Genomic DNA, 26,321 nt, shown 5'->3' on the forward strand with positions numbered 1-26,321 from the left:
ACGGTGAGACGCTGGCCGTCTACAAGACCGCTGCCGCCAACTGGTCCGGCAAGATCGTCTGATCTTCCCCCCGGTAAAGCAGAGTCAAGGAAAGGGCCCGGCCTCCAGCCGGGCCCTTTTCCGTTGCCCGAAACACCCACACGCGCGCTTCATCGCGCGGCGGTCACGCCATCGAGCCGATCTCACGCCGGTCTCAGGGCCGGTCTCACGGTCGATCACAGGCCCGATCACAGGGGTGTTCGCCCCGGCCCGCCCCTCTCCCCGCTCCACGGCCGCCGTCTCGCCGTAGCGGGCATCAGAGGCCCGATCGGGCGCTTCGCGAGCGCGTGGAGCAGTCACCCCACACCCCGTAGGCCGCACCCCATATGCGCACGCTTGAGCCGTCCGCCGTCAGAGCCGTATGACGGGCCGACTCACCGCGCGGGCCTTACGTCGCCCCAGACGGACGGGAACGGCACGAGCCCCCCCACCCCATCAGGTCGCCGCAGACCGCCGGTCGAGCCCTTTTGGGCGTCCGGAACGACACACTGAGAGCGTGGGCACCTTCCGCTGAAGGCCCTTTGGACGTTGCACCCCCTCTTCCGGTTTCATCCCTTCGGTGTGATTTACCTCACATGCAGCCCCGCCTCGGAACGGTCGCACTGCGTGACAACGGACATCCGACACCGCTCGTGATCAGCACAGATGCCGCATACACCCACCAACCGGAGCGAAGCACGCGAGCCCGGAGGTGACCGGCAGACGTCGCGGTTCCACTTACACCACACCAACTTCTCCTATAACTTTCTGACCGTTCCTTTACTGACGCATGGGGCGCAGGAGTCGCCTCACGACAGACCAGGGAGAGAAAGTTGAAGCGCACCCTCGCACTCGGTGGCGTTGCGGCCGGCCTGCTGGCCTCCGCTGCGATCGCCGCCCCGGCTCACGCCGACTCGGTTCCGAGCACGAACCTGGCCAACACCAACCTCGCCGCTCAGCAGGTCGCCCAGTACTGGCTCGGCCAGGCCAAGGCCAACCTGGTCAACGCCACGCCGTACACCGCGGAGACCACGGTTTCCGCCAAGCACGTGTCGACCGGCGGCGTCTCCGCCGACGACAAGGCCGGCGTCGTGGGCTCCAGCGGTGACCAGAAGGCTTCCACCGGCACGTCGAAGAACGTGAACCTGCCGAAGACCACCGGCAAGGTGTTCTTCACCGGCGCCGACAACAAGCCGCACTGGTGCTCGGCGACCGCTCTGCAGTCGCAGTACAAGAACATCGTGGCGACCGCGGGTCACTGCGTCTACGACACCAAGTCGAACGCGGCCACCCTGGACAACTGGGTCTTCGTCCCCGGCTACTACGAGGGCAAGACCCCCTGGGGCATCTACGTCGGCAAGACCGCTTACACGCACTACGACTACAGCGTGTACGAGGACGGCGACCGCGACTACGCGTTCGTCGCGGTCTACAACGGCGTCATCCCCACCGAGGGTGACACCCACGGCGGCAAGTACGAGTCCCGGCTCTACAAGAACAAGTGGGACGCTTACAAGGCGCTGAAGAGCCTCCAGGCCGACAAGACCACGGGCTACTCCAAGCTCCAGGTCGTGCCGGTCTACGAGCGCAGCTCGCACAACGGCGGCTGGAACAACAGCGGCTCGCACAACAGCGGCTGGAACAACCAGCACGACAGCCACTCGACGCCGGCCCCGGGCAAGGTCATCGGCTACAAGGTCGTCGGCTTCAAGGTCTCGATCGGCCTCAAGGACGTCGGCACCCTCGGCGCCAACGTCGGCGGTCAGGGCCTGGCCTACAACCAGAAGGTCGGCACCGCCGTCTTCGAGTTCGGCTACCCGAGCGGCTCGCACCCGGACGGCAACTACGCCTTCACCGGCAAGACCCAGAAGTGGGCCTACGGCAAGACCTTCAAGGCCTCTGCCCCGTCGATGAAGGCCGAGGAGCTCGTCGGCATCAAGTCCTCCTTCACCGGTGAGGGCGCCCTCGGCTCGTCCTGGCTGTACCGCTACAGCAGCGCCAAGCGGCTCGGCTACCTCAACGGTGTGACCATCGCGGTCTCCGACACCGATGGGAACGGCCGCATCGACACCAGCGTCTCCCCGTACTTCGACGGTGAGACCCTGGCCGTCTACAAGACCGCTCAGGCCAACTGGTCCGGCAAGATCGTCTGATCTTTTCTCCAGTCGGTGAGATGAAGAAAAGGGCCCGGCCTCCAGCCGGGCCCTTTTCTTTCGCATTTCGCGGGCGACGAGACGGACGACGAGAAAAGGAACGGCGCCGTCAATTCATCCTGCCCTTCTTTCCTTCCCGGACCGCTCGGCCGATCGCGCGCAGGCGCCCCCGCCCCAGGCGTCCCGGCGGACTCTCCGTCCACACGGCCAGCGAGGACCTCTCATCCCTTCAGGGCCTGGTGCGGCCCGTCCGGCCACACGTCCTCCGTGGAAGCGCTGCGCCACCGGCTCAATTCCGGAGTGAAGCGCCCGGCAGCGCCGGGGTGCAATGGCATATCGAGATTGAAGATCACGAGGTGATACCCATCGGTTCTCCTCTCTTACGCCATCAGCTATCAATCCGGTAGTTTTTGCGCATCCTTTACTGACGCATGAGGCGAAAGCCGCGCCTCACGACAGACCATGGAGAGCACTTTGAAGCGCACCCTCGCGTTCGGCGGCGTCGCGGTCGGCCTGCTGGCCACCGCCCTCGTCGCCTCCCCGGCGCACGCCGACCGCGGCCACGGCAAGCCCAAGGCCAAGCCGCTGGCCGAGACCAATTTCGCCGCCAAGCAGGTCGCCGCCTTCTGGTTCGGCGAGAAGATGGCGAACCTGGTCAACGCCACGCCGTACGGCACCGAGACCAAGGTCACCGCCAAGCACGTCTCGACGATGCCCAAGGAGATCACCGACACCAAGCCCGGTGTCGTCTCGTCGAGCGGCGACAAGAAGACCACCAGCACGTCGAAGAACGTCAACCTGCCCCGCACCACGGGCAAGGTGTTCTTCATCGGCACCGACAACAAGCCGCACTGGTGCACCGCGACCGCCCTGCAGTCGCTGCACAAGAACCTGGTGGCCACTGCCGGTCACTGTGTCTACGACACGGTGAAGGACAAGGACCTGATGGACAAGTGGGTCTTCGTCCCGGGTTACTACAACGGCAAGACGCCGTACGGCATCTACGTCGGCAAGATGGCGTTCACCCACTTCGACTACACCACGTACGGTGACGGCGACTTCGACTACGCGTTCGTCGCCGTCTACAACGGCGTCACCCCGACCGACGCCGGCGCCAGCGGCAAGTACGAGTCGCAGGTCTACAAGACCAAGTGGGAAGCCGAGCGGGCCAAGGCCAAGCTCGCCGCCGACAAGACCACCGCTCTCTCCAAGCTCGGCGTCGTGGAGATCAGCACTCTCTCGAGTCGCGCCCCCGAGGTTCCGGTCACCGTCGCCGAGTTCCAGGCCTGGAACAAGGGCAAGAACCTGACCGGAAACGGCCCGTGGGCTCCTCTGACGTCCGCCGGCGCGATCAACGACAGGGTCCGGTCGTACGACTACAGGTCGGACAAGGACTCCTACGTCAGCAGGGACGGGAAGACCCTGTTCTGGCGGGTGAAGCAGCAGAGCAGCCACGAGTACAAGTACTACAGCCGGACGTTCAAGGCGAAGGCCTTCAAGGGCTACAAGGTCGTCGGCGCGAAGCTGACGGTCGGCCTGAAGGACGTCGGCAAGCTCGGGGACAACGTCGGCGGCCAGGGCCTGGCCTACAACCAGAAGGTGGGCCAGCCGACCTTCGTGTTCGGCTACCCGAGCGGGTCGCACCCGGACGGCAACTACGCCTTCTCCGGCAAGACCCTCAAGTACAGCTACGGCAAGACCTTCCCCGCCACCGCTTCGGCTCTGAAGGGCGAGGCCCTCCAGGGCATCAAGTCGTCGTTCACCGGCGAGGGCGCTTCCGGCTCCGCCTGGCTGTACAAGTACAACAACTCGACGCGGTTCGGCTACCTGAACGGCGTCACCATCGGCGTCTCCGACACCGACGGCAACAACCGGTACGACACCAGCGTCTCGCCGTACTTCGACGGTGAGACCCTGGCCGTCTACAAGGCCGCGGCCGCCACCCCCTCGGCCAACATCGTCTGACGCCTCGTGAGGCCCAGCTGAGCAAGGGCCCGGCCGCGTGCGGCCGGGCCCTTCTCTGTTTTCCGGCTCCTGCGTGTCCGTCTGCTCCCACGCGCGCTCTCCCGCGCCCCACATCCCCTCAGGGCCGTCTCCCGTGCCGCTCCTGGGCCAACTCTCGTGGCCGCCGGCGCGACGCGCGCACGGGCGGAATCAGACGTGATCACACGGTCGCGCGGTTCCATCCCTTTAATGTGATTTACCTCACAATAATCACTTGAACGATCAGTCACGCAGCGTGCTCACGAGCTCTCAAAATCAGCATCTCATCAGCGGAAACACAGCAACCTTTCAGGTTCGGAGCCGGTTCTGAGCAAACGCGGGGGCGCGGACGGGACGGTTTGCGGCGCTACTTTGCGCCTTCCTCCTCCGATAGCTTGCTTACCGTCCCTTTACTGACGAGTGGGCGTACTTTGTGCCCCCGACAGACCAAGGAGAACAACCCTTGAAGCGCACCCTCACCCTCGGCGGCATCGCGGTCGGCCTGCTGGCCTCCGCGGTCGTCGCCGCCCCCGCACAGGCGGATTCCGTACCGCACGACACCCTGGCCAGCTCCAACTTCGCCGCCAAGCAGGTCGCCGCCTTCTGGTTCGGCGAGCGTATGGCCAACCTCCGCAACGCCAAGCCGTACAACGTGGAGACGCAGGTCTCGGCCAAGCACGTGTCTACCGGCGGGGCCTCCGCGGACAGCAAGGCCGGCGTGGTCGGCTCCAGCGGCGACAAGAAGGCGACCACCAGCACGAAGAACGTCAACCTGCCCAAGACCACGGGCAAGGTGTTCTTCATCGGCGCGGACAAGAAGCCGCACTGGTGCACCGCGACCGCGGTCCAGTCGCGTTACAAGAACCTGGTGGCGACCGCCGGCCATTGCGTGTACGACACCAAGAGCAACAAGGCGACCCTCGACAAGTGGGTCTTCGTCCCCGGTTACTACCAGGGCAAGACCCCGTGGGGCATCTACGTCGGCAAGACCGCGTACACCCACTACGACTTCGACGTCTACGAGGACGGCGACCGCGACTACGCGTTCGTCACCGTCTACAACGGCGTCCTGCCCACCAGCGGCTCCAGCAAGAGCTACGCCCACACCTACGAGACCTCTTTCCAGGCGAAGTGGGCCAAGGCCAAGCTCGACAAGGACAACGCCTACTCCCACCTCCGTATCCAGTCCGTGGTCGACACGCGCCACGTGGTCAAGGAGGGCACCCGCGACTCGCAGAAGGTCTACGTCAAGCGGGACGACTGGAAGAAGCTCAACCCCGAGGGCACTCCGGCCGACGGGCCCTTCAAGGAGGGCACCGGCGTCACGGACAAGGAATACCGCTTCAAGCCGCGCGGCTGGGACGAGGGCAAGGCGTCCCGCGACGGCAGGGCGTTCTACCTCAAGAAGGGCGACAAGTACGTCGTCCGCACCTACTGGATCAACTACGACGTCGACTACCGCCTGACCGGCCGGACGCTGTCCATCGGTCTCAAGGACGTCGGCACCCTCGGCTCCAACGTGGGCGGTCAGGGTCTGGCCTACAACCAGAAGATCGGCACGGGCATCTTCGTGTTCGGTTACCCGAGCGGCTCGCACCCGGACGGCAACCACGCCTTCTCCGGCAACACCCTCAAGTGGTCGTACGGCAAGACCTTCAAGGCCAGCTCCCCCACCATCAAGGCGCAGGAGCTCGTCGGCATCAAGTCGTCGTTCACCGGTGAGGGCGCGCTCGGCTCGGCGTGGCTGTACCGCTACAGCAGCACCAAGCGGCTCGGCTACCTGAACGGCGTGACCATCGGCGTCGCCGACCGCGACGGCAACAAGCGCTACGACACCAGCGTCTCCCCGTACTTCGACGGTGAGACCTACGGCGTGTACAAGACCGCCGCGAACAACTGGTCCGGCAAGATCGTCTGACCTGTCACCGCGCACGCGAAGGGGCCCGGCACCGCGCCGGGCCCCTTTCCGTTCCTCACCGCGCGGGCGACACCCTCACCACGCGGGCGACACCCTCATCCCAGCGGCGGCGGCTCCACCGCGCCGGCCGGCGTCGCGCCCGTGGCCGACCGTGGTCGCCCGTGGCCGACATTGGCCGACATTGGCCGACGGTGGCCGGCCGATCTGGCCCTACTGCCCTTCGAGGCGCTCGGCCGCCGTCATCCACTCGAACTCGGCCGACTCCTTCTGCGCGGCGATCTCCCGCAGCTCGGCGTCGAGCTTGGCCAGGCGCTCGAAGTCGCTCGCCGCATCGGCCATCTCGGCGTGCAGCTTCGCCTCACGCTCGCCGAGCTTGTCGATCTGCCGTTCCAGCCGGTTGAGCTCCTTCTGCAGCTCCCGCAGCTCCTTGGCGGTCGGCCCGCCCACCGGCGCCGGCTGATCGTCCTGGCCGCCCCGCTCGGGAGCGCTCGCGGCAGAGGCCGCCCGCGCCGACAGGGCCGCGCCCGCCGCACGGCGTTCGAGGTATTCGTCCACTCCGCCGGGCAGCATCGACAACCTGCCGTCTCCGAGGAGCGCGACGCAGCGGTCCGCCACCCTCTCCAGGAAGTACCGGTCGTGGCTCACCACCACCAGCGTGCCCGGCCAGCCGTCGAGGAGGTCCTCCAGCTCGGTGAGCGTCTCGATGTCGAGGTCGTTGGTCGGCTCGTCGAGCAGCAGCACGTTCGGCTCGTTCATGATCAGCCGGAGGAACTGCAAGCGCCGCCGCTCGCCGCCCGACAGGTCGCCGACGACCTTCCACTGGGCCTCGCCCCGGAAGCCGAGGCGTTCGAGCAGCTGGGAGGCCGACCACTCCTTCTTGCCCACCTGGACGTACTTGCGGATCTCCTCGACCGTCTCCAGCACCCGCCGCGTGGGGTCCAGCTCGGCCAGCTCCTGCGACAGGTGCGCGAGCCGCACCGTCCTGCCGCGCACGAGGCGGCCGGAGTCGGGCTCGACCGTGCCGGACAGCAGGCGCAGCACCGACGACTTGCCCGAGCCGTTCACCCCGATCAGGCCGATCCGGTCCCCCGGGCCGAACTGGTACGTGCACTGGTCGAGCACCAGCGGACCCGATGCCGGGCCTCCCGCGTGGAGCGTCACGTCCTCCAGGTCCGCGACGGTCTTGCCGAGCCGCGCCGAGGCGAAGCTGAGCAGCTCGACGGCCTCCCGCGGCGGCGGCTCGTTCGCGATCAGCGCCTCGGCCGCGTTGATCCGGAACTTGGGCTTGGAAGTCCGGGCCGGCGGTCCGCGCCGCAGCCAGGCGATCTCCTTGCGCATGAGGTTCTGCCGGCGCTCCTCCGCCGCCTGCGCGATCCGCGCCCGCTCGGCCTTGGCCAGCACGTACGCCGCGTAGCCGCCCTCGTATCGCTCGACGGAGCCGTCCACGACCTCCCACGTGCGGGTGGAGACCGCGTCGAGGAACCAGCGGTCGTGGGTGACGACCAGCAGCGCGGACTTGCGCTGGACGAGATGCCCGGCGAGCCAGGCGATGGCCTCGATGTCGAGGTGGTTCGTGGGCTCGTCGAGGATCAGCAGGTCGTGCTCCTCGATCAGCAGCCGCGCCAGGGCCGTACGGCGACGCTCCCCGCCCGACAGCGCGCCCGCGGGGGCCGCGAGGTCGATGTCGGCGAGCAGGTTGGCGAGGATCTCCCTGATCGCGGCGTCGCCGGCCCACTCGTGCTCGGCCCGGCCGGCCAGGACGATGTCCTTCACCGCGACGTCCGGGTCGAACTGGTCACGCTGGGAGAGCGCGCCGACCCGCAGTCCGCGGGTGTGGGTGACTCGGCCGCTGTCGGGTTTCAGCGCTCCGGCGATGATCGAGATGAGCGTTGTCTTGCCTCCGCCGTTGCGGCCGACGACGCCGATCCGGTCACCCTCCTCTAGTCCGAGAGAGACGTCGGCGAGCAGGGGCTTGGGCCCGAAGGCGTGGGAGACGGACTCCAGATTGACCAGATTCATCGCCCGTAAAGCTTATCCGGCCACAGTGGCCCCGGGGACGGGCCCGGAGGCGGTGACGACGGACCTGCATCCGTCCACGTCCTTGATCAGAGCGGCCAGCTCGTGCGCCCGCTCCGCCGACTCTGCGAGGAACGCGCAGGTGGGACCGGACCCGGAGACGAGCGCGCCGAGCGCCCCGTGCTCACGGCCGGCGGCGAGCGTGTTCGCGAGCGAGGGACGCAGGGCCAGCGCGGCGGGCTGGAGGTCGTTGGACAGCGCCTGCCCGAGCGCCCTGACGTCGCCCTCGCGCAGGGCGGCGAGCAGAGCCTCGCTCACTGCCGGCGTGGGCGCGGCCACCCCCGCCTCCTCGCGCAGCCGGTCGCACTCGCCGTACACCCTGGGGGTCGACAGGCCGCCGTCGGCGAGCGCGAAGACCCAGTGGAAGACCCCGGCGGTCTCCAGCGGGGCGAGCCGCTCGCCGCGTCCGGTCCCCACCGCGGTGCCGCCGAGCAGCGCGAACGGCACGTCGCTGCCGATGTCGGCGGCGATCTCCATCAGGTCCTCACGGGGCAGGCCGAGGCCCCACAGTTCGTTGCAGGCCACCAGCGCCGCGGCCGCGTCGGCGCTTCCTCCGGCCATGCCGCCCGCCACGGGGATCGACTTGCGGATCAGCAGATCGGCCCGGTACGAGCGGCCCGTCCGGTCGGCCAGCGCCCTGGCGGCCCGGACCGCGAGGTTGTCGTCGCTCACCGGAACCTCTCCGGCCAGGTCCCCCTCGACCCTGACCACGAGCGGGGCGGCGGAGGGGTCCCGCCCAGGGGCAGGGTCGAACGGCTCGGCGGCCGTGACCTCGTCGAACAGCGAGACCGCGTGGAAGACGTTCACCAGGTCGTGGTAGCCGTCCTCGCGCAGCGGGCCGACCGCGAGCTGGAGGTTGACCTTCGCCGGCACGCGCACCGTGATCGCACTCATCGCCCGCTCGCCGCCTCATGTCGTCGCCGTGCCCGGGGCCGCTCTTCGCATGCTCCTGTTCCTGGCATGGGACCCGAGCTTAGCGTCACCACGCGTCCCGGGAGATTCCACAGGCCGGTCCCTGTCAGGGCAGCGGAAAGGGGCCCGGCGCGGTGCCGAGCCCCTTCGCGTGCGCGGTGACGGATCAGACGATCTTGCCCGACCAGTTGGCCTGAGCGGTCTTGTAGACGGCCAGGGTCTCACCGTCGAAGTACGGGGAGACGCTGGTGTCGATGCGCTTGTTGCCGTCGGTGTCGGAGACCGCGATGGTCACACCGTTGAGGTAGCCGAGCCGCTTGGCGCTGCTGTAGCGGTAGAGCCAGGACGAGCCGATGGCGCCCTCACCGGTGAAGGAGGACTTGATGCCGACGAGCTCCTCGGCCTTCATCGACGGCGCGGCCGCCTTGAAGGTCTTGCCGTACGACCACTTGAGGGTCTTGCCGGAGAAGGCGTAGTTGCCGTCCGGGTGCGAGCCGCTCGGGTAACCGAACACGAACATGCCCGTGCCGATCTTCTGGTTGTAGGCCAGACCCTGACCGCCCACGTTGGAGCCGAGGGTGCCGACGTCCTTGAGACCGATCGACAGAGCGCGGCCGGTCAGGCGGTAGTCGACGTCGTAGTTGATCCAGTAGGTGCGGACGACGTACTTGTCGCCCTTCTTGAGGTAGAACGCCCTGCCGTCGCGGGACGCCTTGCCCTCGTCCCAGCCGCGCGGCTTGAAGGGGTACGCCTTGTCCGTGACGCCGGTGCCCTCCTTGAAGGGCCCGTCGGCCGGAGTGCCCTCGGGGTTGAGCTTCTTCCAGTCGTCCCGCTTGACATAGACCTTCCGCGAGTCGCGGGTGCCCTCCTTGACCACGTGGCGCGTGTCGACCACGGACTGGATGGTCACGTGCGAGTAGGCCTTGTCCTTGTCGAGCTTGGCCTTGGCCCACTTCGCCTGCAGAGAGGTCTCGTAGGTGTGGGCGTAGCTCTTGCCGGAGGCGCTGGTGGGCAGGACGCCGTTGTAGACGGTGACGAACGCGTAGTCGCGGTCGCCGTCCTCGTAGACGTCGAAGTCGTAGTGGGTGTACGCGGTCTTGCCGACGTAGATGCCCCACGGGGTCTTGCCCTGGTAGTAACCGGGAACGAAGACCCACTTGTCGAGGGTCGCCTTGTTGCTCTTGGTGTCGTACACGCAATGGCCGGCGGTCGCCACCAGGTTCTTGTACTGGCTCTGCACGGCGGTCGCCGAGCACCAGTGCGGCTTCTTGTCCGCGCCGATGAAGAACACCTTGCCGGTGGTCTTCGGCAGGTTCACGTTCTTCGACGTGCCGGAGGAAGCCGACTTGTCACCGCTGGAGCCGACAACGCCGGCCTTGCTGTCCGCGGAGGCGCCGCCCGAGGAGACGTGCTTGGTGGGCAGCGTGGTCTCCACCGCGTACGGGGTGGCGTTGACCAGGTTGGCCTTGTTCTGGCCGTACCAGAACGCGGCGACCTGCTTGGCGGCGAAGTTGGTGCTGGCCAGGGTGTCGTGCGGAACGGAGTCCGCGTGTGCGGGGGCGGCGACGGCCGCAGAGGCCAGCAGGCCGACCGCGATGCCGCCGAGGGTGAGGGTGCGCTTCAAGTTACTACTCCCTGGTCTGATCGTCGGGCGCCGCTTGCGCCCCAACCGTCAGTAAAGGTCGGCTAAAAGCTATCCGAGGATTTGGGAGAAGTGACCGCCTCAGTGGTTATCAGTCTGATCGCCACGTCAAGATCGCGGCTACCGGCGCCGCCCGCGCCTTCTCCGCGGCCGTCGCGTTTTCGCTGATCACAAGTGCCGCCATCGCCACCCCGTCACCCGGTGTCACCGATCGACACAAGGGCTGTATGTGATGCAAATCACACTTTGTCGATGGAACGGATCACCAGCCGATCACGTCCAACTCGGCCCGCCGGCGCACTCGCGGAGCCCATCCGGCTACCCCGACCGCCGCCACCGCCAGTTCAGCTCCCCGGGCTCCGGAGGCGGACCGGGGAGAGCGTCCGCATCGTCGCCGGTCACGCCGGCTCCCGCGACACCGTCGAGCACCATGGACAGGAAGCGCCGCCGCAGCTCCCGCGTACGCTCCGGGTCCGGCACGCGGACGGCGGCGCACCCCTCCAGCACGAGACCGAAGTCGTCGGCGACGACGTCACCGCGCAACCACGGGGCTGGACGCTTCGGCCCGCGCCTGGGCGACGGTGGACGACGACGCCGAGCAGGGGCCGGTGCCGCTTCCCCAGGGCCCCATGCCCGCATCGCTCGCGGCCGGCGCGTGCGCGCTCGACGCGGCGGTGCACGCCTGGGACATCGCCGTGGCCACGGGGCAGCCCTCGCCGCTCACCCCGGAGATGGCCCTGCCGCTGATGGAGGTCGCCACCCAGATCGTCGAACCGCTGCGGGCCTACGGCGCGTACGCTCCCGCGCTGGAGACCGGCGACGACGCCGACGAAGTGACCGTGCTGCTGGCCTACCTCGGCCGCCGGCCGGTCTGACCCGGCTGGTGCGCCGCCGCCGGGGCCCGCTGTTCGGCGATTCGGGCGAAGTCCTCGACCCTCAGCTGCTCCCCACGCGCCGAGGGGTCGATCCCGGCCCCGAGCAGCGCCTTCTCCGCGGCGGCCGCCGTTCCGGCCCAGGAGGCGAGCGCGGCGCGCAGCGTCTTGCGGCGCTGGGCGAACGCCGCGTCGATGGCGGCGAACACCTCCTCGCGGGTCGCCGTCGTCACCGGCGGCTCCCGCCGTACGAGCGAGACCAGGCCGGAGTCGACGTTCGGCGCGGGCCAGAAGACGTTGCGCCCGACCGGACCGGCCCGGCGCACGTCGGCATACCAGGCGGCCTTCACCGAGGGAACGCCGTAGATGCGCGACCCCGGCGCCGCGGCGAGCCGGTCGGCGACCTCCGACTGCACCATCACCAGCCCGCGCCGCAGCGACGGCAGCACCTCCAGCAGGTGCAGCACGACCGGCACGGACACGTTGTACGGCAGGTTGGCGACCAGCGCGGTCGGCTCGGTCCCGAGCTCGGCGGGCCCGACCTTGAGCGCGTCGGCGTGCACCACGGTCAGCCGGCCGGCCACCTCGGGGGCCCGCTCGGCGACCGTCAGCGGCAACTGCTGCGCCAGCACCGGGTCGATCTCCACGGCGACGACCTCGGCGACCTCGGGGAGCAGGGCGAGGGTGAGCGAGCCGAGCCCCGGCCCGACCTCGATCGCCACGTCGTGCGGTGCGACCCCGGAGAGCCGGACGATACGGCGGACGGTGCCGCCGTCGATCACGAAGTTCTGCCCCAGCTTCTTCGTCGGCCGGATGTTCAGCCTCTCCGCGAGCGAACGCACTTCGACCGGCCCGAGCAGACTCATGCCTCCAGTGTCCCCCGCGCTACCAGGCGCCGAAGACGGTCTGGCCGTTGGCCGCGATCCGCGTGGCGAGGTCGGCGACGTCCATGCCCTTGACCTCCGCGAGGCAGCGCAGCGTGAGCGGGATCAGGTAGGGCGCGTTTGGCCTGCCCCGATGCGGCGTCGGCGGCAGGTAGGGCGCGTCGGTCTCGACCAGCATCAGCTCGGGCGGGGCCACCGCCGCAGCCTCACGCAGATATCCGGCGTTCTTGTACGTCACCGGGCCGGAGAACGACATGAAGTAACCGGCGTCCACACACCGCTTGGCCATCTCGGCGTCGCCGGAGAAGCTGTGGAAGACCACCACGCCGGGGGCGCCCTGGTCGGCGAGCACGGCGAGCACGTCGTCGTGCGCGTCGCGGTCGTGGATCACCAGGGCCTTGCCGGTCCGCTTGGCGATCTCGATGTGCGCGCCGAAGCTGGCGTGCTGGTCGTCCTTCGACGCCCAGTCGCGGAAGTAGTCGAGACCGGTCTCCCCCACCGCCCGCACGTGTGGCCGCCGCGCGAGGTCCTCGATCTCGGCGAGGACCTCGGGCGTGGAGGCGTGCGCCTCGTTGGGGTGGATGGCCACGGCCGCGTAGACGTCCCGGTGCTCGCCGGCCACCTCGGCGTTCCACCGCGAGGAGGGCAGGTCGTATCCCACCGTCACCAGGCGCGTCACACCGACCGACTTCGCCTCGGCGAGGATCGACGCGACGCTCGCCCCGGCCGCCTGGGCCGCCAGCGCGACGGGATCACCCGACGACGCCTGCCGGTTGCCGACCATGATGTCCAGGTGGCAGTGGCTGTCGAACACCTCCGCCGGCAGCGCCTCGGGCGGCGCGGGCGGCGCGGGACGCTCACGCGACATGATCAGGCGTTCTCCAGCCGCGGGAAGAGGATCTCGCCCTTGACGACCTGGGCCCCGGCGGGCAGCCTGCCCCAGGTGGCGACGTCGGCGATCCGCTGGCCGGCGAGCGCGCCCAGATGCGGCTCCGCCCCGATGGACGCCCACAGCTTGGCGCTCGTGGTGGGCATGATCGGGTGGAGCAGGACCGCGATCGCGCGCAGCGACTCGGCCGCCGTGTAGAGAATCGTGGCGAGCCGCGCCTGCCCCTCGGGCGAGTCGTCCTTGGCCACCTTCCACGGCGCCTGCTCGCTCAGGTAACCGTTGACCTGCTTGACGAAGTCGAAGACGGCGCCGATGCCGCCCGCGAAGTCCAGGTTGTCACCGATCAAGGTGTCCGCCCGGGCCACCGCCGTGGCCAGGCCGTCCGCGATCGCCCGCTCGGCGGGACCCGCGTCCGTCGCCTCGGGAAGGGTTCCGTCGAAGTACTTGCCGACCATGGCCGCGACCCGGGACGCCAGATTGCCGAAGTCGTTGGCGAGCTCGGAGGTGTAGCGGGCGGAGAAGTCCTCCCAGGAGAACGAGCCGTCCTGGCCGAACGGAATCGCCCGCAGGAAGTAGTAGCGGTAGGCGTCCACGCCGAAGTGGCTCGTCAGTTCGCGGGGCGAGATGCCGGTGAGGTTGGACTTGCTCATCTTCTCGCCGCCGGCCAGAAGCCAGCCGTTGGCGAACACCTTGCGCGGCAGCGGCAGGTCGTTCGCCATAAGCATGGCCGGCCAGATCGCCGCGTGGAACCGGAGGATGTCCTTGCCGACCAGGTGGACGTTCGCCGGCCAGGTGGCGTCGAACTTCGCCTGGTCCGAGCCGTACCCGACCGCGGTCGCGTAGTTGAGCAGCGCGTCGATCCAGACGTAGATGACGTGCTTGGAATCCCACGGGATCGGGACGCCCCAGTCGAACGTCGAGCGCGAGATCGACAGGTCCTGCAGGCCCTGCTTCACGAGCTGCACGATCTCGTTGCGGGCGGAGGCGGGCTGGATGAAGTCCGGGTTCTGCTCGTAGTGCTCCAGCAGGCGCGGGCCGTACGCGGAGAGCCTGAAGAAGTAGTTCTCCTCCTTCAGCCACTCGACCGGGCGCTTGTGGATCGGGCACAGGTCGCCCTCCAGCAGATCGCCGGGCGACTTGTACTCCTCGCAGCCGACGCAGTAGGGGCCCTCGTACTCGCCCCGGTAGATCTCGCCCTTGTCGTACAGGTCCTGCACGAACTCCTGCACGCGGTCGGTGTGGCGCGGCTCGGTCGTGCGAATGAAGTCGTCGTTGGCGATCTGAAGGTGCTCCCAGAGCGGCTTCCAGGCGTCCTCGACGAGCTTGTCGCACCACTCCTGGGGCGTCATGCCGTTCGCCTCGGCCGTACGCATGATCTTCTGACCATGCTCGTCCGTGCCCGTGAGGTACCACACCTTCTCGCCGCGCTGACGGTGCCAGCGGGTGAGCACGTCGCCCGCGACGGTCGTGTAGGCGTGGCCCAGGTGCGGGGCGTCGTTGACGTAGTAGATCGGCGTCGTCACGTAGAACGCCGACTCCCCGGATGATGCAGTCGTTCCTGTAGCCGCCATGTGCGAATCCTATCGGCCCCGGGGAGATGACTCCCCGGGATAAAACGCCGGTGGCGTCGTCAGGGACGCGGCCCAGCAGACACGGTTCTAGGCCACGGACTCGCGGGTGACGGCCTCGGCGGCCTCCTCGGCGGCGGACGCCGCGATGTCGACCGGGTTCTCCCGCGTACGGCGGATGCCGAGGATGCTGATGAACAGCGACGCGAAGATCGTCTGGAAGCTCATGACGAACGCGGTCGCCGACGGCACGACCAGGCGCAGCGACTCGGCCGGGATCAGCTCGCCGAAGCCGCGGCCGCCCCAGTGGGCGAGCGAGGCCACCAGGCCGGCGAGACCGGCCACCGCCAGGGCACCACCGGCGAGCAGGCCCTTCTCCAGCGTGACGACGTCCACCAGCCTGCGGATGCGCCGGTCCTCGGGGAGGAAGCCCTCCTCCGCCGCGTACACCTTGGTGAACAACGCGAACAGCACGGCCTGGAAGCCGATGATCACCATCGCGGACGCGCCCACCAGCGTGTCGACGTCGAAGGCGAGCTTGCCGATGTAGACCGGGCCGAACGACAGCGTGGCCCCGGCGACGAGGCCGAGGCTCATCAGCACCAGGCCCGGGATGAAGAACAGCCAGCGCGGGCTGTAGAGCAGCAGGAAGCGCAGGTGGCGCCAGCCGTCCCGCCAGGAGCGCAGGTGCGGCGGGCGGGAGCGGCCGTCGGGCGACAGGGTGGTGGGCACCTCGCGGACGTCGAGCCCCTGCAGGGTCGCCTTCACGACCATCTCGGAGGCGAACTCCATGCCACCGGTCTGGAGCCCCAGCCGCAGGATCGAGTCGCGGCGGAAGCCGCGCAGGCCGCAGTGGAAGTCACCGATCTCGCTGGGGAAGAACAGCCGGCCGACGAACGACAGGACCGGGTTGCCCAGGTAACGGTGGAGCGGGGGCATGGCGCCCGGGGCGATGCCGCCGCGGAACCGGTTGCCCATGACCAGCTCGGCGCCGTCCCGAAGCTGCTCGATGAAGGGCACCAGGCTGGTGAAGTCGTAGGAGTCGTCGGCGTCGCCCATGATGACGTACTTGCCGCGGGCGGCGCGGACGCCGCCGATCAGGGCATTGCCGTAACCCTTCTCGTCAATATGGACAACCCGGGCGCCCGCGTCACGGGCCAGCTGTTGCGAACCGTCGGTGCTGCCGTTGTCGGCGATGACCACCTCACCGTCGATCCCGTTTTCGCGCATGCAGGTGAGAGCCTTGCGAACACAGATCTCAACGGTCTCGGCCTCATTGAGGCATGGCATGACAACGGTAAGTTCCACGTCGCAACTCCTCGCATATGACGGCAGGACACCAATGATGCCCGCTTCCCAGTAGCGTCCGAGTCAAGTCCGCGAAACGGCTGGCATTCTGTAACCGTGACTCCACCCACCGCTGGAGCGGCGGGCTTCCCGCGTCGCCGGCCGAGCGGCGACGCAGAGGACGAGCCCGGCCCGGACAGTTCCCAGCACGCCGGCCACGCCGGCGCGCACGGTATGTCCGCAGGTGAGGCGGCGGAACTCCGCCCAGGTGGCGGAGCTCTCCTTCGCCACGCGCCCGCGGATGTGCACTGGAAGGCACCGGCGAGATTCGAGGGGAGGAAGCGCGGACTCACCCGCCTGCCGAAGCAGGCGGTCGAATCCGCGCGACTTTGATGGTCGCGATCGCGGATCCTCCGTCAGTGGACGCCTCCCCGGCCGGCGGCCGGGGCCGTCCACTCGCCCTGCTGCGCCGCCACCGGGTCTTCGCGGTCACGCTCGGCGTCGCCTTCGTGCTGCGGATCGTCACGATGCTGGGCTTCGGCCCGGCCATGTGGTTCAACGACTCCTACGACTACGTGTCCGTGGCGCTGCGCCCGCGTCCGCACCCGATCCGGCCGGACGGGTACAGCTTCTGGCTGCTGCTGCTCAAGCCGTTCCACAGTTTCTCGCTCGTGGTTTTGACCCAGCACCTCATGGGCCTGGCGGCGGCGTTCCTTATCTATGCGCTGCTGACCAGAAGATTTGGGATGCCAGGCTGGGGGGCGACGCTGGCCGCCGCCCCCGTGATGTTCGACGCCTACCAGATCCAGCTCGAACAGCTGATCATGTCGGACACCATGTTCATCCTGCTCGTCGTGGGCGTGGTGACGCTCGTGCTGTGGCGGGAGTCGATGACCTGGCGGGGCGGGACCGTGGTCGGCCTGCTGCTCGCGCTGACGGCGCTGACCCGGAGCATCGGCCTGCCCATCCTCGCCCTGGTCGTGGTCTATCTGGTGATCAAGCGGGCGGGCTGGAAACCGATCGCCGCCATGATCACCGCGTGCGCGCTGCCCGTGCTCGCCTACATGGGCTGGTTCAAGGCGGTGAACGGCCAGTTCGCGATGACCAACAGCGACGGGGTGATCCTCTACATGAGGACGTCGCTGTTCGCCGACTGCCACAAGATGAACGTCGACGAGCGCCGCGAGCTTGAGCTGGCGCTGCTGTGCATCAACGTCGCGCCCAAGGACCGCGGCCTGTCCGCGCAGGCGTACCTGTGGTGGGACGACCAGAACCAGCTCCACGTGTTCGGCTCGGGCATGAAGTTCACCCCGGAGATCAACGCGAACGCGAGCACGTTCGCGAAGAAGGCGATCCTGTCCCAGCCGGGCGACTACGTGGCCGCGGTGGCCAAGGACTTCTTCCGCGCCTTCCAGTGGGGCCGGCCGCGGTTCCCCGACGCCAAGACCTTCCTGCAGTACGAGTTCGACAACGAGTACACCCGCAAGCTGCCCAAGTGGAGCTCCTACCACAGCACCACCGACAAGGACGCCGAGGCGTACGAGAACGGCCCGGCCGCCACGCACGTGGTCTCGCCGTGGTCGGACATCATGATCGGCTACCAGAAGGTCGTACGACTGCCGGGCATCGTGCTGGGCCTGCTGCTGCTGTTCGGCCTGTACGGCGTGGCGCGGCGCTGGCGCGACCTCGGCGGGCCCGAGCTGCTGCCCTGGCTGGGGGCGGTGGGACTGATCCTGGCCCCGGCGGCGACCGCAGAGTTCGACTACCGCTACCTGCTGCCCGCCGCCCCCCTCGCCTGCCTCGCCGCCGCCCTCACCGCGCGTGATCTTGTAGTTAGTCGCAGACATGGCCGCTGACCTGGGCGGCCAGACTCTGTGATCATGCAGTCTCACCCCGACGCACGGCGCGACCTGTGGCTTTCCACTTCGTGATCTTGCAGTCTTCGATGCAAGAGGTACGACCGGACAGCCCACGACTTCTGCATGATCACGGAACGCGTACGGCCAGGCCGACGGGGCCCCGCCCCGTCTCACTGCATGATCACAAAGGATGCCGACCCGGGTCAGCCCACATTGGTGCCACAAACTACAAGATCACGACGGTGGGGTGGTGTGGACGGCGTTGTAGAGGTCGCGCTTGGGGACGCCGGCCGACTTGGCCACCTCGACAATGGCCTGCTTGCGCGGCACGCCGGCGCCCTCGCGCCTGGCCACCTCCTCGACCAGTTCCTCGATGCCCGGCGCGTCCTGCGCGGTCCGTCCCGCCACCACCAGCGTGATCTCGCCCCTGACCTCGCCCGCGGCCCATTCGGCCAGTTCGCCGAGGCCGCCGCGCCGCACCTCCTCGTAGGTCTTGGTGAGCTCCCGGCAGACGGCGGCCGGCCGCTCCGCGCCGAAGGCCTCCGCCATGGCCTCCAGGGTCGCCTGCAGGCGGTGCGGCGCCTCGAAGAACACCATCGTTCGCTCCTCGTCCGCCAACGTCGCCAGCCGCCTGGCCCGCTCCCCCGGCTTTCGCGGCGGGAACCCCTCGAAGCAGAACCGGTCGCTCGGCAGGCCGGAGACGACGAGGGCGGTCGTCACCGCCGACGGGCCGGGCAGCGCCGTCACGGGCAGGCCGGCCTCGACCGCGAGGCGGGTGAGCCGATAGCCGGGGTCGGAGACACCTGGCATCCCCGCGTCGGTGATCACGACGACGGTCCGGCCCTCGCGCAGCGCCTCCAGCAACTCGGCGGCCCTGGCACTCTCGTTGGCGTCGTAGTAGGACACCACGCGGCCGCCGATGGCGATCTCCAGGTCGGACGCGAGCCGCCGCAGCCGGCGGGTGTCCTCCGCGGCGATCACGTCGGCCGCGGCGAGCACCTCCCGCAGCCGTGGGGACGCGTCTTTGGGCTGGCCGATCGGGGCTGCGGCGAGAACGAGCACCCGTCCACCCTATGGCGGGCGTGAAACATTCATCGACGAACGGCCGGATGGCCCAATACACGCGCGACCCATGTCCTTGGCGGGGACTCACCAGTAATCTGTCCGCGTGGCCGTGACCGACTATTCTCACAAGGCGTTCGAGCAGCCGGAAGAGGGACCACAGGACAGTGCTCCCGCGGTTTCCCTGCGCGACCGGCTCGTGCCGCCCATGCCCGGCAGCGCCATGTGGGGCTGGCTCGGCCCCATCCTGGTCGCCCTCTTCGGCGGGTTCCTCCGGTTCTACCGGCTGGGCACCCCGCACTCCGTCGTCTTCGACGAGACGTACTACGCCAAGGACGCCTTCGCCACCATCAGGTACGGCGTCGAACGGCAGTTCGTGGACGGCGCGGACAAGCTCCTGCTCGCCGGCAACGACAACATCTTCAAGCAGTGCGGCTCGGTGAGCGAGTGCGCCTCCTACGTGGTGCACCCGCCGGTCGGCAAGTGGCTGATCGGCCTCGGCGAGCTGATCTTCGGAGCGAACCCGTTCGGCTGGCGCTTCGTCGCCGCGCTGCTCGGCACGCTGTCCATCCTGATCCTCGCCCGCACGGCCCGCAGGATGACCCGCTCGACGCTGCTCGGCTGCGTGGCCGGCCTGCTGCTGTGCCTCGACGCCCTCCACTTCGTGCTGTCCCGTACGGCGCTGCTGGACATCTTCCTGATGTTCTGGGTGCTCGCCGGCTTCGCCTGCCTCGTGGTCGACCGGGACTGGTCCCGCCGGCGGCTCGCCGAGTGGCACGAGGCGGGGTCGCCCGCGGACGGTCCGCGGCTGGGCCTGCGGCCCTGGCGCCTGGCCGCCGGGGTGCTCCTCGGCCTGGCCGTGGCCACCAAGTGGACCGGCGGCTTCTACATCGCCGCCTTCGCGATCATGACGCTGCTGTGGGACGCGGGCGCCCGGCGGGCCGTCGGGACGCCCCGGCCGTACGGCACGGTCGTCCGCCGCGACCTGCCGCTCGCCGCGGCGTGGATGGCGGTCGTCCCGATCGTCACCTACGCGGTGTCGTTCACGGGGTGGTTCGTCACCGACAAGGGATATGGCCGCAACTGGGACCAGGCCACGTCGAGCGGCCCGGTCTACTTCGTCATCGACTCGCTCCGCTCGTGGCTCGACTACCAGAAGCAGGTGCTCACCTTCCACACCGGCCTGGAGTCGAGCCACCCCTACCAGTCCGAGCCGTGGCAGTGGCCGATGCTGCTGCGTCCCGTCGCGTTCTTCTACGAGTCGCCGAAGAACTGCGGCGCCGACTCCTGCTCCTGGGCGGTCCTCGGCACCGGGACCCCGGTCATCTGGTTCGCCGGTCTGCTCGCGCTGATCGGCATGATCGCCTGGTACGTCGCGACCCGCGACTGGCGGGCCGGCGGGGTGCTGCTCGGCTACGCCGCCGGATGGCTGCCGTGGTTCTACTTCGCCATCGCGGACAACCGGACGATGTTCATGTTCTACGCGATGCCGATGGTGCCGTTCATGATCCTGGCAATCGTGCTGGCCTGCGGGCTGATCATCGGGAAGGAGAGCCCGGCCCGGCCCAACCGGCGCGTGACCGGCACCGCTGTGGTCGGCGCGTTCGTGCTCCTGGCTCTGGTCAACTTCTGGTGGCTTTATCCCGTGATCGCCGCCGAACCCATCCCGTACGACTCCTGGCACGCGAGGATGCTGTTCGACTCGTGGATCTGACACCCCCGTATCGTTGGGCGCGTACGTCGCGCCCTAGGGTGCACCCAGAGGGGGGGTGGTCGCGAGTGATGCAGGGTCGTCGTCAACGATGGGGTCGATACGGCAGACTGCGGGTCATGCCCGCACCTGACGTCGCCGCGCTCCTCGCCCAGCTGGAGCGCTCCGAGCCGGACGTCGCCGAGCTCGCCCGCGTCGCGGTCGAGTGGCTCGCCGGCGGCGAGGCGCTGGAGACCATCAGCCAGTTCGACGTGTGCGAGTTCCTCTGGTACACGCTGCCGATCAAGGTGCCGGGCGACCAGGCGACGATCGCCAGGGCGCTCGGCCGGCTGCTCAGGCTCGCGGGCATGGAGCGTTACGCCGCCCTGTGCGACTCCCCTGCCACCACCCGGATCCTGCTGACGTACGCCAGGGAGGGCGAGGAGGCCGGGGCCGCGGCCTACCACCGTGAGCTCGAGGCCACCGGGGTGCTGCCTCCGGACATCGCCGAGCTCTCGTGGAGCTCGATCATGGGGCCGGAGGAGCTCGGGGCGCACGTCGCGTGCGCCGCCGCCCTGGAGCTGGCCATCGTCACCGGCGACCCGGTGGACCGTGAGGAGCTGACCCGCCGCTGGCTCACCGCGCCCCGCGCGGAGCTGGGCGGCGACTGCTGGCTGCACCGGGTGCACGGCGAGCGGCTGAACCGCTGGGTGCTCGGGCGTGGCAGCGCCCGCCGCGAGCTCGCCCAGCCCTTCGAGGTGCGGCTGCACGCCCCCATCGCGGCTCCGGACGAGCCGCATCTGGAGCCGCTGCGCTGGCTGCTCGGCCTGGCCCGCACCGGGGTCCGTCTGACCGAGCGGCTCAACGTCGGGCGCGCCGTGGCCACCGAGGCGGCCGACCGCTTCGGCTGGGGCAGTCGGACCAGGTCCGGGGTGGTGCGCGGTGAGGCCGACGTGCCCGCTCTCACCGAGCTGCGGCAGATCGCCGTACACGAACTCGGGGCGCTGCGGCGCAGCGGCCGGAGGCTGGTGCTCACCACCACGGGCAGGAACCTGCTGGACGACCGTGCCGCAATGTGGGAGGCGGCCGCGCCCACGCTGCTCGTCGCCGCCCCCGGGGAGCACGACTTCGAGGTCTCGATCCGCGAGTCGGCGCTGATGATCCTGGTGGACCGCGACGTGGTGCGGGACGACGACCTGCGCGACCGGGTCGCCGAGGTGGTCAACGGCGAGGGCTGGCGCGCCACGGACGGCGGCCGGGTCGGCGGCGCCGACCTCATCGGCCCGCTCGCCCGGCTCCGGCACCGCCTCGACGCCCTCGGGCTGGGGACCGCGGCCCACCGGCCGGAGGCGGCGGACGCCCCGCCGTGGCGGCTCACCAATGCCGGGCGGCGCGCCGCGCTGGCCGCGCTGCGCGCCCAGGCCCTGCGGCCGCGTCAGTACGCCGGCCTCGGCTAGAACGCAGTACGCCGACCCCGGCTGAACACGCCGGGCTTCCCCCTGCCGCGCGGGGCGCCCGCGACCTTCAGCCGCGGCCTTCGAGGACCTCCAGGTAGTGGGCGTTGTACATGATCCCGAGGATGTTGCCGAACGGGTCGGCGACCGAGGCGGTGACGAACCCGGGGCCGCGCTCCGTCGGCGCCTCGTGCTGTTTCGCGCCCATCGTGAGCAGTCTGTCCAGCACCGTCGTAAGGTCGTCCACGTGCCAGTAGACGACGGCCCCGGCCGGTTCGGCCGTCGGGTGCGGCGCATAGCGCCGGTCGATGAAACCGAGTTCGTGCCGATGGTCACCGAGGCGGAACTCGGCGTAGGCGAGCCGCCCGTCCGGCCCCCTGCGCTCGAAGTACGCCTCCACGCCGAGCACCTCGGCGTACCACCGCGTCGCCTCCTCGACGTCGTCGGCCCAGAAGTTCACGGTCGTCAGTCCACGCAACATCTCGTGCTCCCTTCCTCGGAGACAAACGCTAGGAGGGCTTGAGGAACGTACGGTTCCGCAATGCGCGGGAGACTGTGAGCATGCTGGAAACCTCCGTACGGCTGCTGCGGTTGCTGGCGCTGCTCCAGACCCGGCCCGGATGGTCCGGCGCCGACCTCGCGGACCGGCTCGGCGTGACCACCAGGACCGTGCGCAACGACGTCGAACGGCTGCGCCACCTTGGATACGAGATCCGCTCGGCCACCGGCACGGCCGGCGGATACCGGCTGGGCGCGGGGTCCTCGCTGCCCCCGCTGCTGCTGGACGACGAGGAGGTCGTCGCGGTGGTCGTCAGTTTGCAGGCCGCCGCGGGCAGCACCGTGACCGGCATCGAGGAGACCTCGCTGCGCGCGCTCGCCAAGCTCCAGCGGATGCTGCCGTCCCGGCTGCGCCACCGGATCGAGGCCGTGCGCGCCGCGACGGTCGCGGTGCCGGGGCACGGTCCCACGGTGGACCCCGAGACGCTGACCGCGATCGCCGCGGCCGTCCGCGACCACGAGACGCTGCGGTTCGACTACCTCGACCACCGGGGGCACGAGGGACGCCGCACCGCCGAGCCGCACCGGCTCGTCTTCACCGGCCGGCGCTGGTATCTGCTGGCCTGGGACGCCGACCGCGGTGACTGGCGGACCTTCCGCGCCGACCGCGTGCGGCTCCGCGTCCCGAACGGCCCCCGCTTCACCCCGCGTGAACCGCCCGAGGGCGACGCCGCCGCCCACGTCGTACGCGGGGCGGGCTCGGCCGCCTGGAGACACCGGGCGGTCGTACGGCTGCACGCCCCCGTCGAGGTCGTGGGCGCGCGGCTCACCCCCGCGGCCGGGCTGCTGCGCGCCGAGGGCGCGGACGCCTGTGTGCTGGAGACCGGCGGCGACTCGCTCCACAACCTGACGGCCTTCCTCACGGCGCTCGACGTGCCCTTCACCGTGCTCGACCCGCCCGAGCTGCGCGCCCACCTGCGTGCGCTGGCCGCGCGCTACCTCGCCGCGGGAGGCGGGTAGCGTCTGAGGTCATGCCGGAGGAGACACTTGCCGCGGACGACGACATCCGACACGTGAACGCGTTCTGGCGGCGGCTGGGCCTGCCCGGTCTGATCGACATCCACACCCATTTCATGCCGGAACGCGTCCTGACGAAGGTGTGGGCCTACTTCGACTCCGCCGGGCCGCTCGTCGGCCGGACCTGGCCGATCACCTACCGGCTGCCCGAGGACGACCGCGTCGAACGGCTCAGAGCCTTCGGCGTGCGGGCGTTCACCTCCATGCTCTACCCCCACAAACCCGGCATGGCCGAGTGGCTGAACGACTGGGCCGCCGCTTTCGCCGCCCGGGTGCCCGACTGCCTGCACACGGCGACGTTCTTCCCCGAACCCGGCGCCGCGCGGTATGTCGCGCGGGCGATCGAGGCGGGCGCCCGGGTGTTCAAGGCGCACCTCCAGGTCGGCGGGTACGACCCGAACGACCCGTTGCTCGACGAGGTCTGGGGGCTGCTGGAGGACCACGGCATCCCGGTGGTGACGCACTGCGGATCAGGCCCGGCCCCCGGCCCGCACACCGGGCCGGAGCCGATCGCGGCCCTGCTCGCCCGGCACCCCCGGCTGCCGCTCGTGATCGCCCACATGGGCAGTCCCGAGTACGCCGAGTTCCTCGCCCTGGCCCTGCGCTACCCGAAGGTCTGCCTGGACACGACGATGGCCTTCACCGGCTTCACCGAGAAGACCGCGCCCTTCCCCCGGGAGGCCGTCCCGCTGCTGCTGGAGCTTCAGGACCGCGTCCTGCTCGGCACCGACTTCCCCAACATCCCCTACCCGTACGCGGAGGCGCTGTCGGCCCTGGCCCGCCTGGAACTTCCCTCCGCTGGACGGAAAGACGAGTGGCTGCGCGCCGTCTGTCACGACAACGCCGCCAGGATCTTCGGTCTGTACGAGACGGACCGCCGGAGGTGAGAGGCGACCGCCGTGATCCGCGTGGGAGGTTTCCCTGCGGATCGGGGTTCAGGAAGACACGCTGTCGTCGGCGGGTGCCGTCACGTCGGCACGAGCGGACGGGAGGCACAGGACGAAGCAGGCGCCGATGGGGTTGTCCTCGATCGTCAGGCTGCCTCCGTGGCTCTCCGCGATCTGCCTGGCGATCGCCAGCCCCAGCCCCGCGCCTCCGGCGTCCCTGCTGCGAGCCGAGTCCAACCGGGTGAACCGGTCGAACACCATCTCGCGCTTGTCCCGTGCGATGCCGGGCCCGTCGTCGACGACTTCAAGCACCACGCTGCCCTGCGGAAAGCGCCGATCGCCGCAGTCGCCGCCCGGCTCGTGCCGTACGGACACGGTGATCGTCGAGCAGGCGTGCCGTTCGGCGTTGTCGAGGAGATTGGTCAGCAGGCGGGACAGATTCACCCTGTCGCCGAGCACGAGCGCCCCCGGCTGGAGGGCGCATTCGATTCGCTTGACCGGATGACGGCGGGTGCGCACCTCGGCGGCCGCGACCTCGGCCAGATCGAACCGGTCCTGCTCGCCGCGCATGCCATGGTCGAGTCGTTCGAGGATGAGCAGGTCGTGCACGATCGCCTGCAGCCGCTCGATGCTGGGCAGAAGGACCGAACCCAGCTCACACACACTGGTCTCCTCCGGCGCGAGAAGCCCGTCCTCCACCTCCGCACGCATGGCGGCTATCGGAGTGCGCAGGTCGTGGGAGGCGTTGGAGACGAACTCGCGCTGTTTTCGCAGCGCGTCGTCCAACCGGCTGAGCGTGTGGTTCACGCTTTCGGCCATCCTGTTGATCTCGTCGTCCGTGGCCGGCACCGGTACACGGCGACTCGGGCACTCCTCGTTGATCTCGTCGAGCTCCGCCCGGATGGCGTTCACCGGCTTGAGCGACGCCCGTACGTTCCGGTAGCCGAGATAGGTGATGGCCGCGGCCAGCGCCACCGCGCCCAGCCCCACCAGCGTGGCCAGGCGGGGGTCGACCGACAGGGGCACCACCGGGGAAGCGCTGTAGACCATCCACCTCTCGCCCGCTCGGTGCGCCCACTGTCCCACGACGATGTAGCAGTCGGCAGCCGGGAAGATGCCGCCGCACACCACGCAGGTCGCGCTGTTCGCGCTGTCGTGCGGGGTGAAGGGCGCCATCCTCGGCAAGCCCCGGATATCGGAGGTCGAAGCGACCACACGGCCGGATGGGTCGACCACCTGAAGGTGGCGGAACTTGCGCTCGGCAAGGGGATAAACCAGCTGTCCCCGCTCCATCTGGACGGCCACCCGACCGCCCGCCGCCGCGGTCTCCTTGGTGACGCTTTCGCTGGCGTATTGGTGCACGGCCATCATGAGGAGCAGGGCCAGCAGCGCACACAGCAGTGTGGCCACCACCCCGGTGAACAGGGTGATGCGGCTGGTGATGGAGAAACGGCCCTGCAGGTTCATCCTGTCCCCTTCGGACAGTGGACCACATGGGGCGAAAAGGGCCGGAAAAGAGGCACCCCGTCAATTTCCATGGAGTGTAAAGGCCCTGGCCGTATCTCCTGCAGAACGCCGGATTTCTTCCGCGT

The 26,321-nt window shown here is 69.4% G+C and carries 20 protein-coding genes; 9 read left to right on the plus strand and 11 right to left on the minus strand.

Features of this window, described 5'->3' with window-relative positions; genetic code table 11:
* Positions 1-851: 851 nt before the first annotated feature.
* The 3 genes from FLX07_RS38085 to FLX07_RS38095 all read left to right on the plus strand — a co-directional run bounded on the left by FLX07_RS38085 (position 852) and on the right by FLX07_RS38095 (position 6,072).
* Positions 852-2,171 carry a trypsin-like serine peptidase gene (locus FLX07_RS38085; protein ID WP_223853162.1) on the plus strand — a complete coding sequence of 440 codons (1,320 nt, stop codon included), beginning with the start codon at positions 852-854 and terminating at the stop codon, positions 2,169-2,171.
* 474 nt (positions 2,172-2,645) lie between these two features.
* Positions 2,646-4,136: a trypsin-like serine peptidase gene (locus tag FLX07_RS38090; protein ID WP_223853161.1), complete on the plus strand. Its 1,491-nt coding sequence runs from the start codon at positions 2,646-2,648 to the stop codon at positions 4,134-4,136.
* Between the two features lie 481 nt (positions 4,137-4,617).
* Complete coding sequence (locus tag FLX07_RS38095; protein ID WP_223853160.1) at positions 4,618-6,072, plus strand: trypsin-like serine peptidase; 1,455 nt, start codon at positions 4,618-4,620, stop codon at positions 6,070-6,072.
* A gap of 210 nt (positions 6,073-6,282) precedes the next feature.
* Here FLX07_RS38095 and FLX07_RS31550 read toward each other — a convergent pair whose 3' ends face one another.
* The 4 genes from FLX07_RS31550 to FLX07_RS31570 form a co-directional block, all read right to left on the minus strand.
* Positions 6,283-8,091 carry an ABC-F family ATP-binding cassette domain-containing protein gene (locus FLX07_RS31550; RefSeq protein WP_142575345.1) on the minus strand — a complete coding sequence of 603 codons (1,809 nt, stop codon included), beginning with the start codon at positions 8,089-8,091 and terminating at the stop codon, positions 6,283-6,285.
* 12 nt (positions 8,092-8,103) lie between these two features.
* A complete protein-coding gene (locus tag FLX07_RS31555; protein WP_142575346.1) occupies positions 8,104-9,042 on the minus strand; it encodes a 4-(cytidine 5'-diphospho)-2-C-methyl-D-erythritol kinase in 939 nt (312 codons plus the stop codon).
* A 184-nt stretch (positions 9,043-9,226) separates the two neighbouring features.
* Positions 9,227-10,684, minus strand: coding sequence for a trypsin-like serine peptidase (locus FLX07_RS38100; RefSeq protein ID WP_223853159.1), 1,458 nt, complete (start codon positions 10,682-10,684; stop codon positions 9,227-9,229).
* A 336-nt stretch (positions 10,685-11,020) separates the two neighbouring features.
* Positions 11,021-11,245, minus strand: a complete 225-nt coding sequence (locus tag FLX07_RS31570; RefSeq protein WP_142575347.1) for a hypothetical protein — start codon at positions 11,243-11,245, stop codon at positions 11,021-11,023.
* 38 nt (positions 11,246-11,283) lie between these two features.
* On the opposite strand from FLX07_RS31570, the gene FLX07_RS31575 reads away from it, so the two are divergent.
* Positions 11,284-11,577, plus strand: a complete 294-nt coding sequence (locus FLX07_RS31575; protein ID WP_142575348.1) for a DinB family protein — start codon at positions 11,284-11,286, stop codon at positions 11,575-11,577.
* Here FLX07_RS31575 and rsmA read toward each other — a convergent pair.
* The 4 genes from rsmA to FLX07_RS31595 all read right to left on the minus strand — a co-directional run bounded on the left by rsmA (position 11,553) and on the right by FLX07_RS31595 (position 16,223).
* Complete coding sequence (rsmA, locus tag FLX07_RS31580) at positions 11,553-12,440, minus strand: 16S rRNA (adenine(1518)-N(6)/adenine(1519)-N(6))-dimethyltransferase RsmA (protein ID WP_142575349.1); 888 nt, start codon at positions 12,438-12,440, stop codon at positions 11,553-11,555. The genes FLX07_RS31575 and rsmA overlap by 25 nt on opposite strands.
* A gap of 19 nt (positions 12,441-12,459) precedes the next feature.
* Positions 12,460-13,326 (minus strand): TatD family hydrolase, encoded by an 867-nt coding sequence (locus FLX07_RS31585; RefSeq protein ID WP_142575350.1) that lies wholly within the window; start codon positions 13,324-13,326, stop codon positions 12,460-12,462.
* Positions 13,327-13,328: 2 nt separating this feature from the next.
* Positions 13,329-14,918, minus strand: coding sequence for a methionine--tRNA ligase (metG, locus tag FLX07_RS31590; RefSeq protein ID WP_142575351.1), 1,590 nt, complete (start codon positions 14,916-14,918; stop codon positions 13,329-13,331).
* A gap of 87 nt (positions 14,919-15,005) precedes the next feature.
* Positions 15,006-16,223 (minus strand): glycosyltransferase family 2 protein, encoded by a 1,218-nt coding sequence (locus FLX07_RS31595; RefSeq protein WP_208762484.1) that lies wholly within the window; start codon positions 16,221-16,223, stop codon positions 15,006-15,008.
* 398 nt (positions 16,224-16,621) lie between these two features.
* On the opposite strand from FLX07_RS31595, the gene FLX07_RS31600 reads away from it, so the two are divergent.
* The gene (locus FLX07_RS31600; protein ID WP_229689764.1) at positions 16,622-18,058 is read left to right on the plus strand and encodes a hypothetical protein; all 1,437 of its coding nucleotides are present in this window, start codon (positions 16,622-16,624) and stop codon (positions 18,056-18,058) included.
* Between the two features lie 237 nt (positions 18,059-18,295).
* Here the strand turns inward: FLX07_RS31600 and rsmI are convergent, their stop codons facing one another.
* A complete protein-coding gene (gene rsmI, locus FLX07_RS31605) occupies positions 18,296-19,123 on the minus strand; it encodes a 16S rRNA (cytidine(1402)-2'-O)-methyltransferase (protein ID WP_142575353.1) in 828 nt (275 codons plus the stop codon).
* Positions 19,124-19,331: 208 nt separating this feature from the next.
* Here rsmI and FLX07_RS31610 point away from each other — a divergent pair, with 208 nt between their 5' ends.
* Both FLX07_RS31610 and FLX07_RS31615 read left to right on the plus strand, forming a co-directional pair.
* Positions 19,332-20,837: a dolichyl-phosphate-mannose--protein mannosyltransferase gene (locus FLX07_RS31610; RefSeq protein WP_208762491.1), complete on the plus strand. Its 1,506-nt coding sequence runs from the start codon at positions 19,332-19,334 to the stop codon at positions 20,835-20,837.
* Between the two features lie 116 nt (positions 20,838-20,953).
* Positions 20,954-22,270 carry a hypothetical protein gene (locus FLX07_RS31615; protein ID WP_142575355.1) on the plus strand — a complete coding sequence of 439 codons (1,317 nt, stop codon included), beginning with the start codon at positions 20,954-20,956 and terminating at the stop codon, positions 22,268-22,270.
* A 67-nt stretch (positions 22,271-22,337) separates the two neighbouring features.
* Here the strand turns inward: FLX07_RS31615 and FLX07_RS31620 are convergent, their stop codons facing one another.
* Positions 22,338-22,748 carry a VOC family protein gene (locus FLX07_RS31620; RefSeq protein WP_142575356.1) on the minus strand — a complete coding sequence of 137 codons (411 nt, stop codon included), beginning with the start codon at positions 22,746-22,748 and terminating at the stop codon, positions 22,338-22,340.
* An 80-nt stretch (positions 22,749-22,828) separates the two neighbouring features.
* On the opposite strand from FLX07_RS31620, the gene FLX07_RS31625 reads away from it, so the two are divergent.
* Positions 22,829-23,785, plus strand: coding sequence for a helix-turn-helix transcriptional regulator (locus FLX07_RS31625; protein WP_142575357.1), 957 nt, complete (start codon positions 22,829-22,831; stop codon positions 23,783-23,785).
* Between the two features lie 11 nt (positions 23,786-23,796).
* Entirely contained in the window at positions 23,797-24,729 is a 933-nt protein-coding gene (locus tag FLX07_RS31630; RefSeq protein ID WP_142575358.1) for an amidohydrolase family protein, read from the plus strand.
* 48 nt (positions 24,730-24,777) lie between these two features.
* Here FLX07_RS31630 and FLX07_RS31635 read toward each other — a convergent pair whose 3' ends face one another.
* Positions 24,778-26,196 (minus strand): sensor histidine kinase, encoded by a 1,419-nt coding sequence (locus FLX07_RS31635; RefSeq protein WP_142575359.1) that lies wholly within the window; start codon positions 26,194-26,196, stop codon positions 24,778-24,780.
* Between the last annotated feature and the right edge of the window lie 125 nt (positions 26,197-26,321).

The sequence above is a fragment of the Microbispora bryophytorum genome, assembly GCF_006874465.1.
Taxonomy (GTDB): domain Bacteria; phylum Actinomycetota; class Actinomycetes; order Streptosporangiales; family Streptosporangiaceae; genus Microbispora; species Microbispora bryophytorum.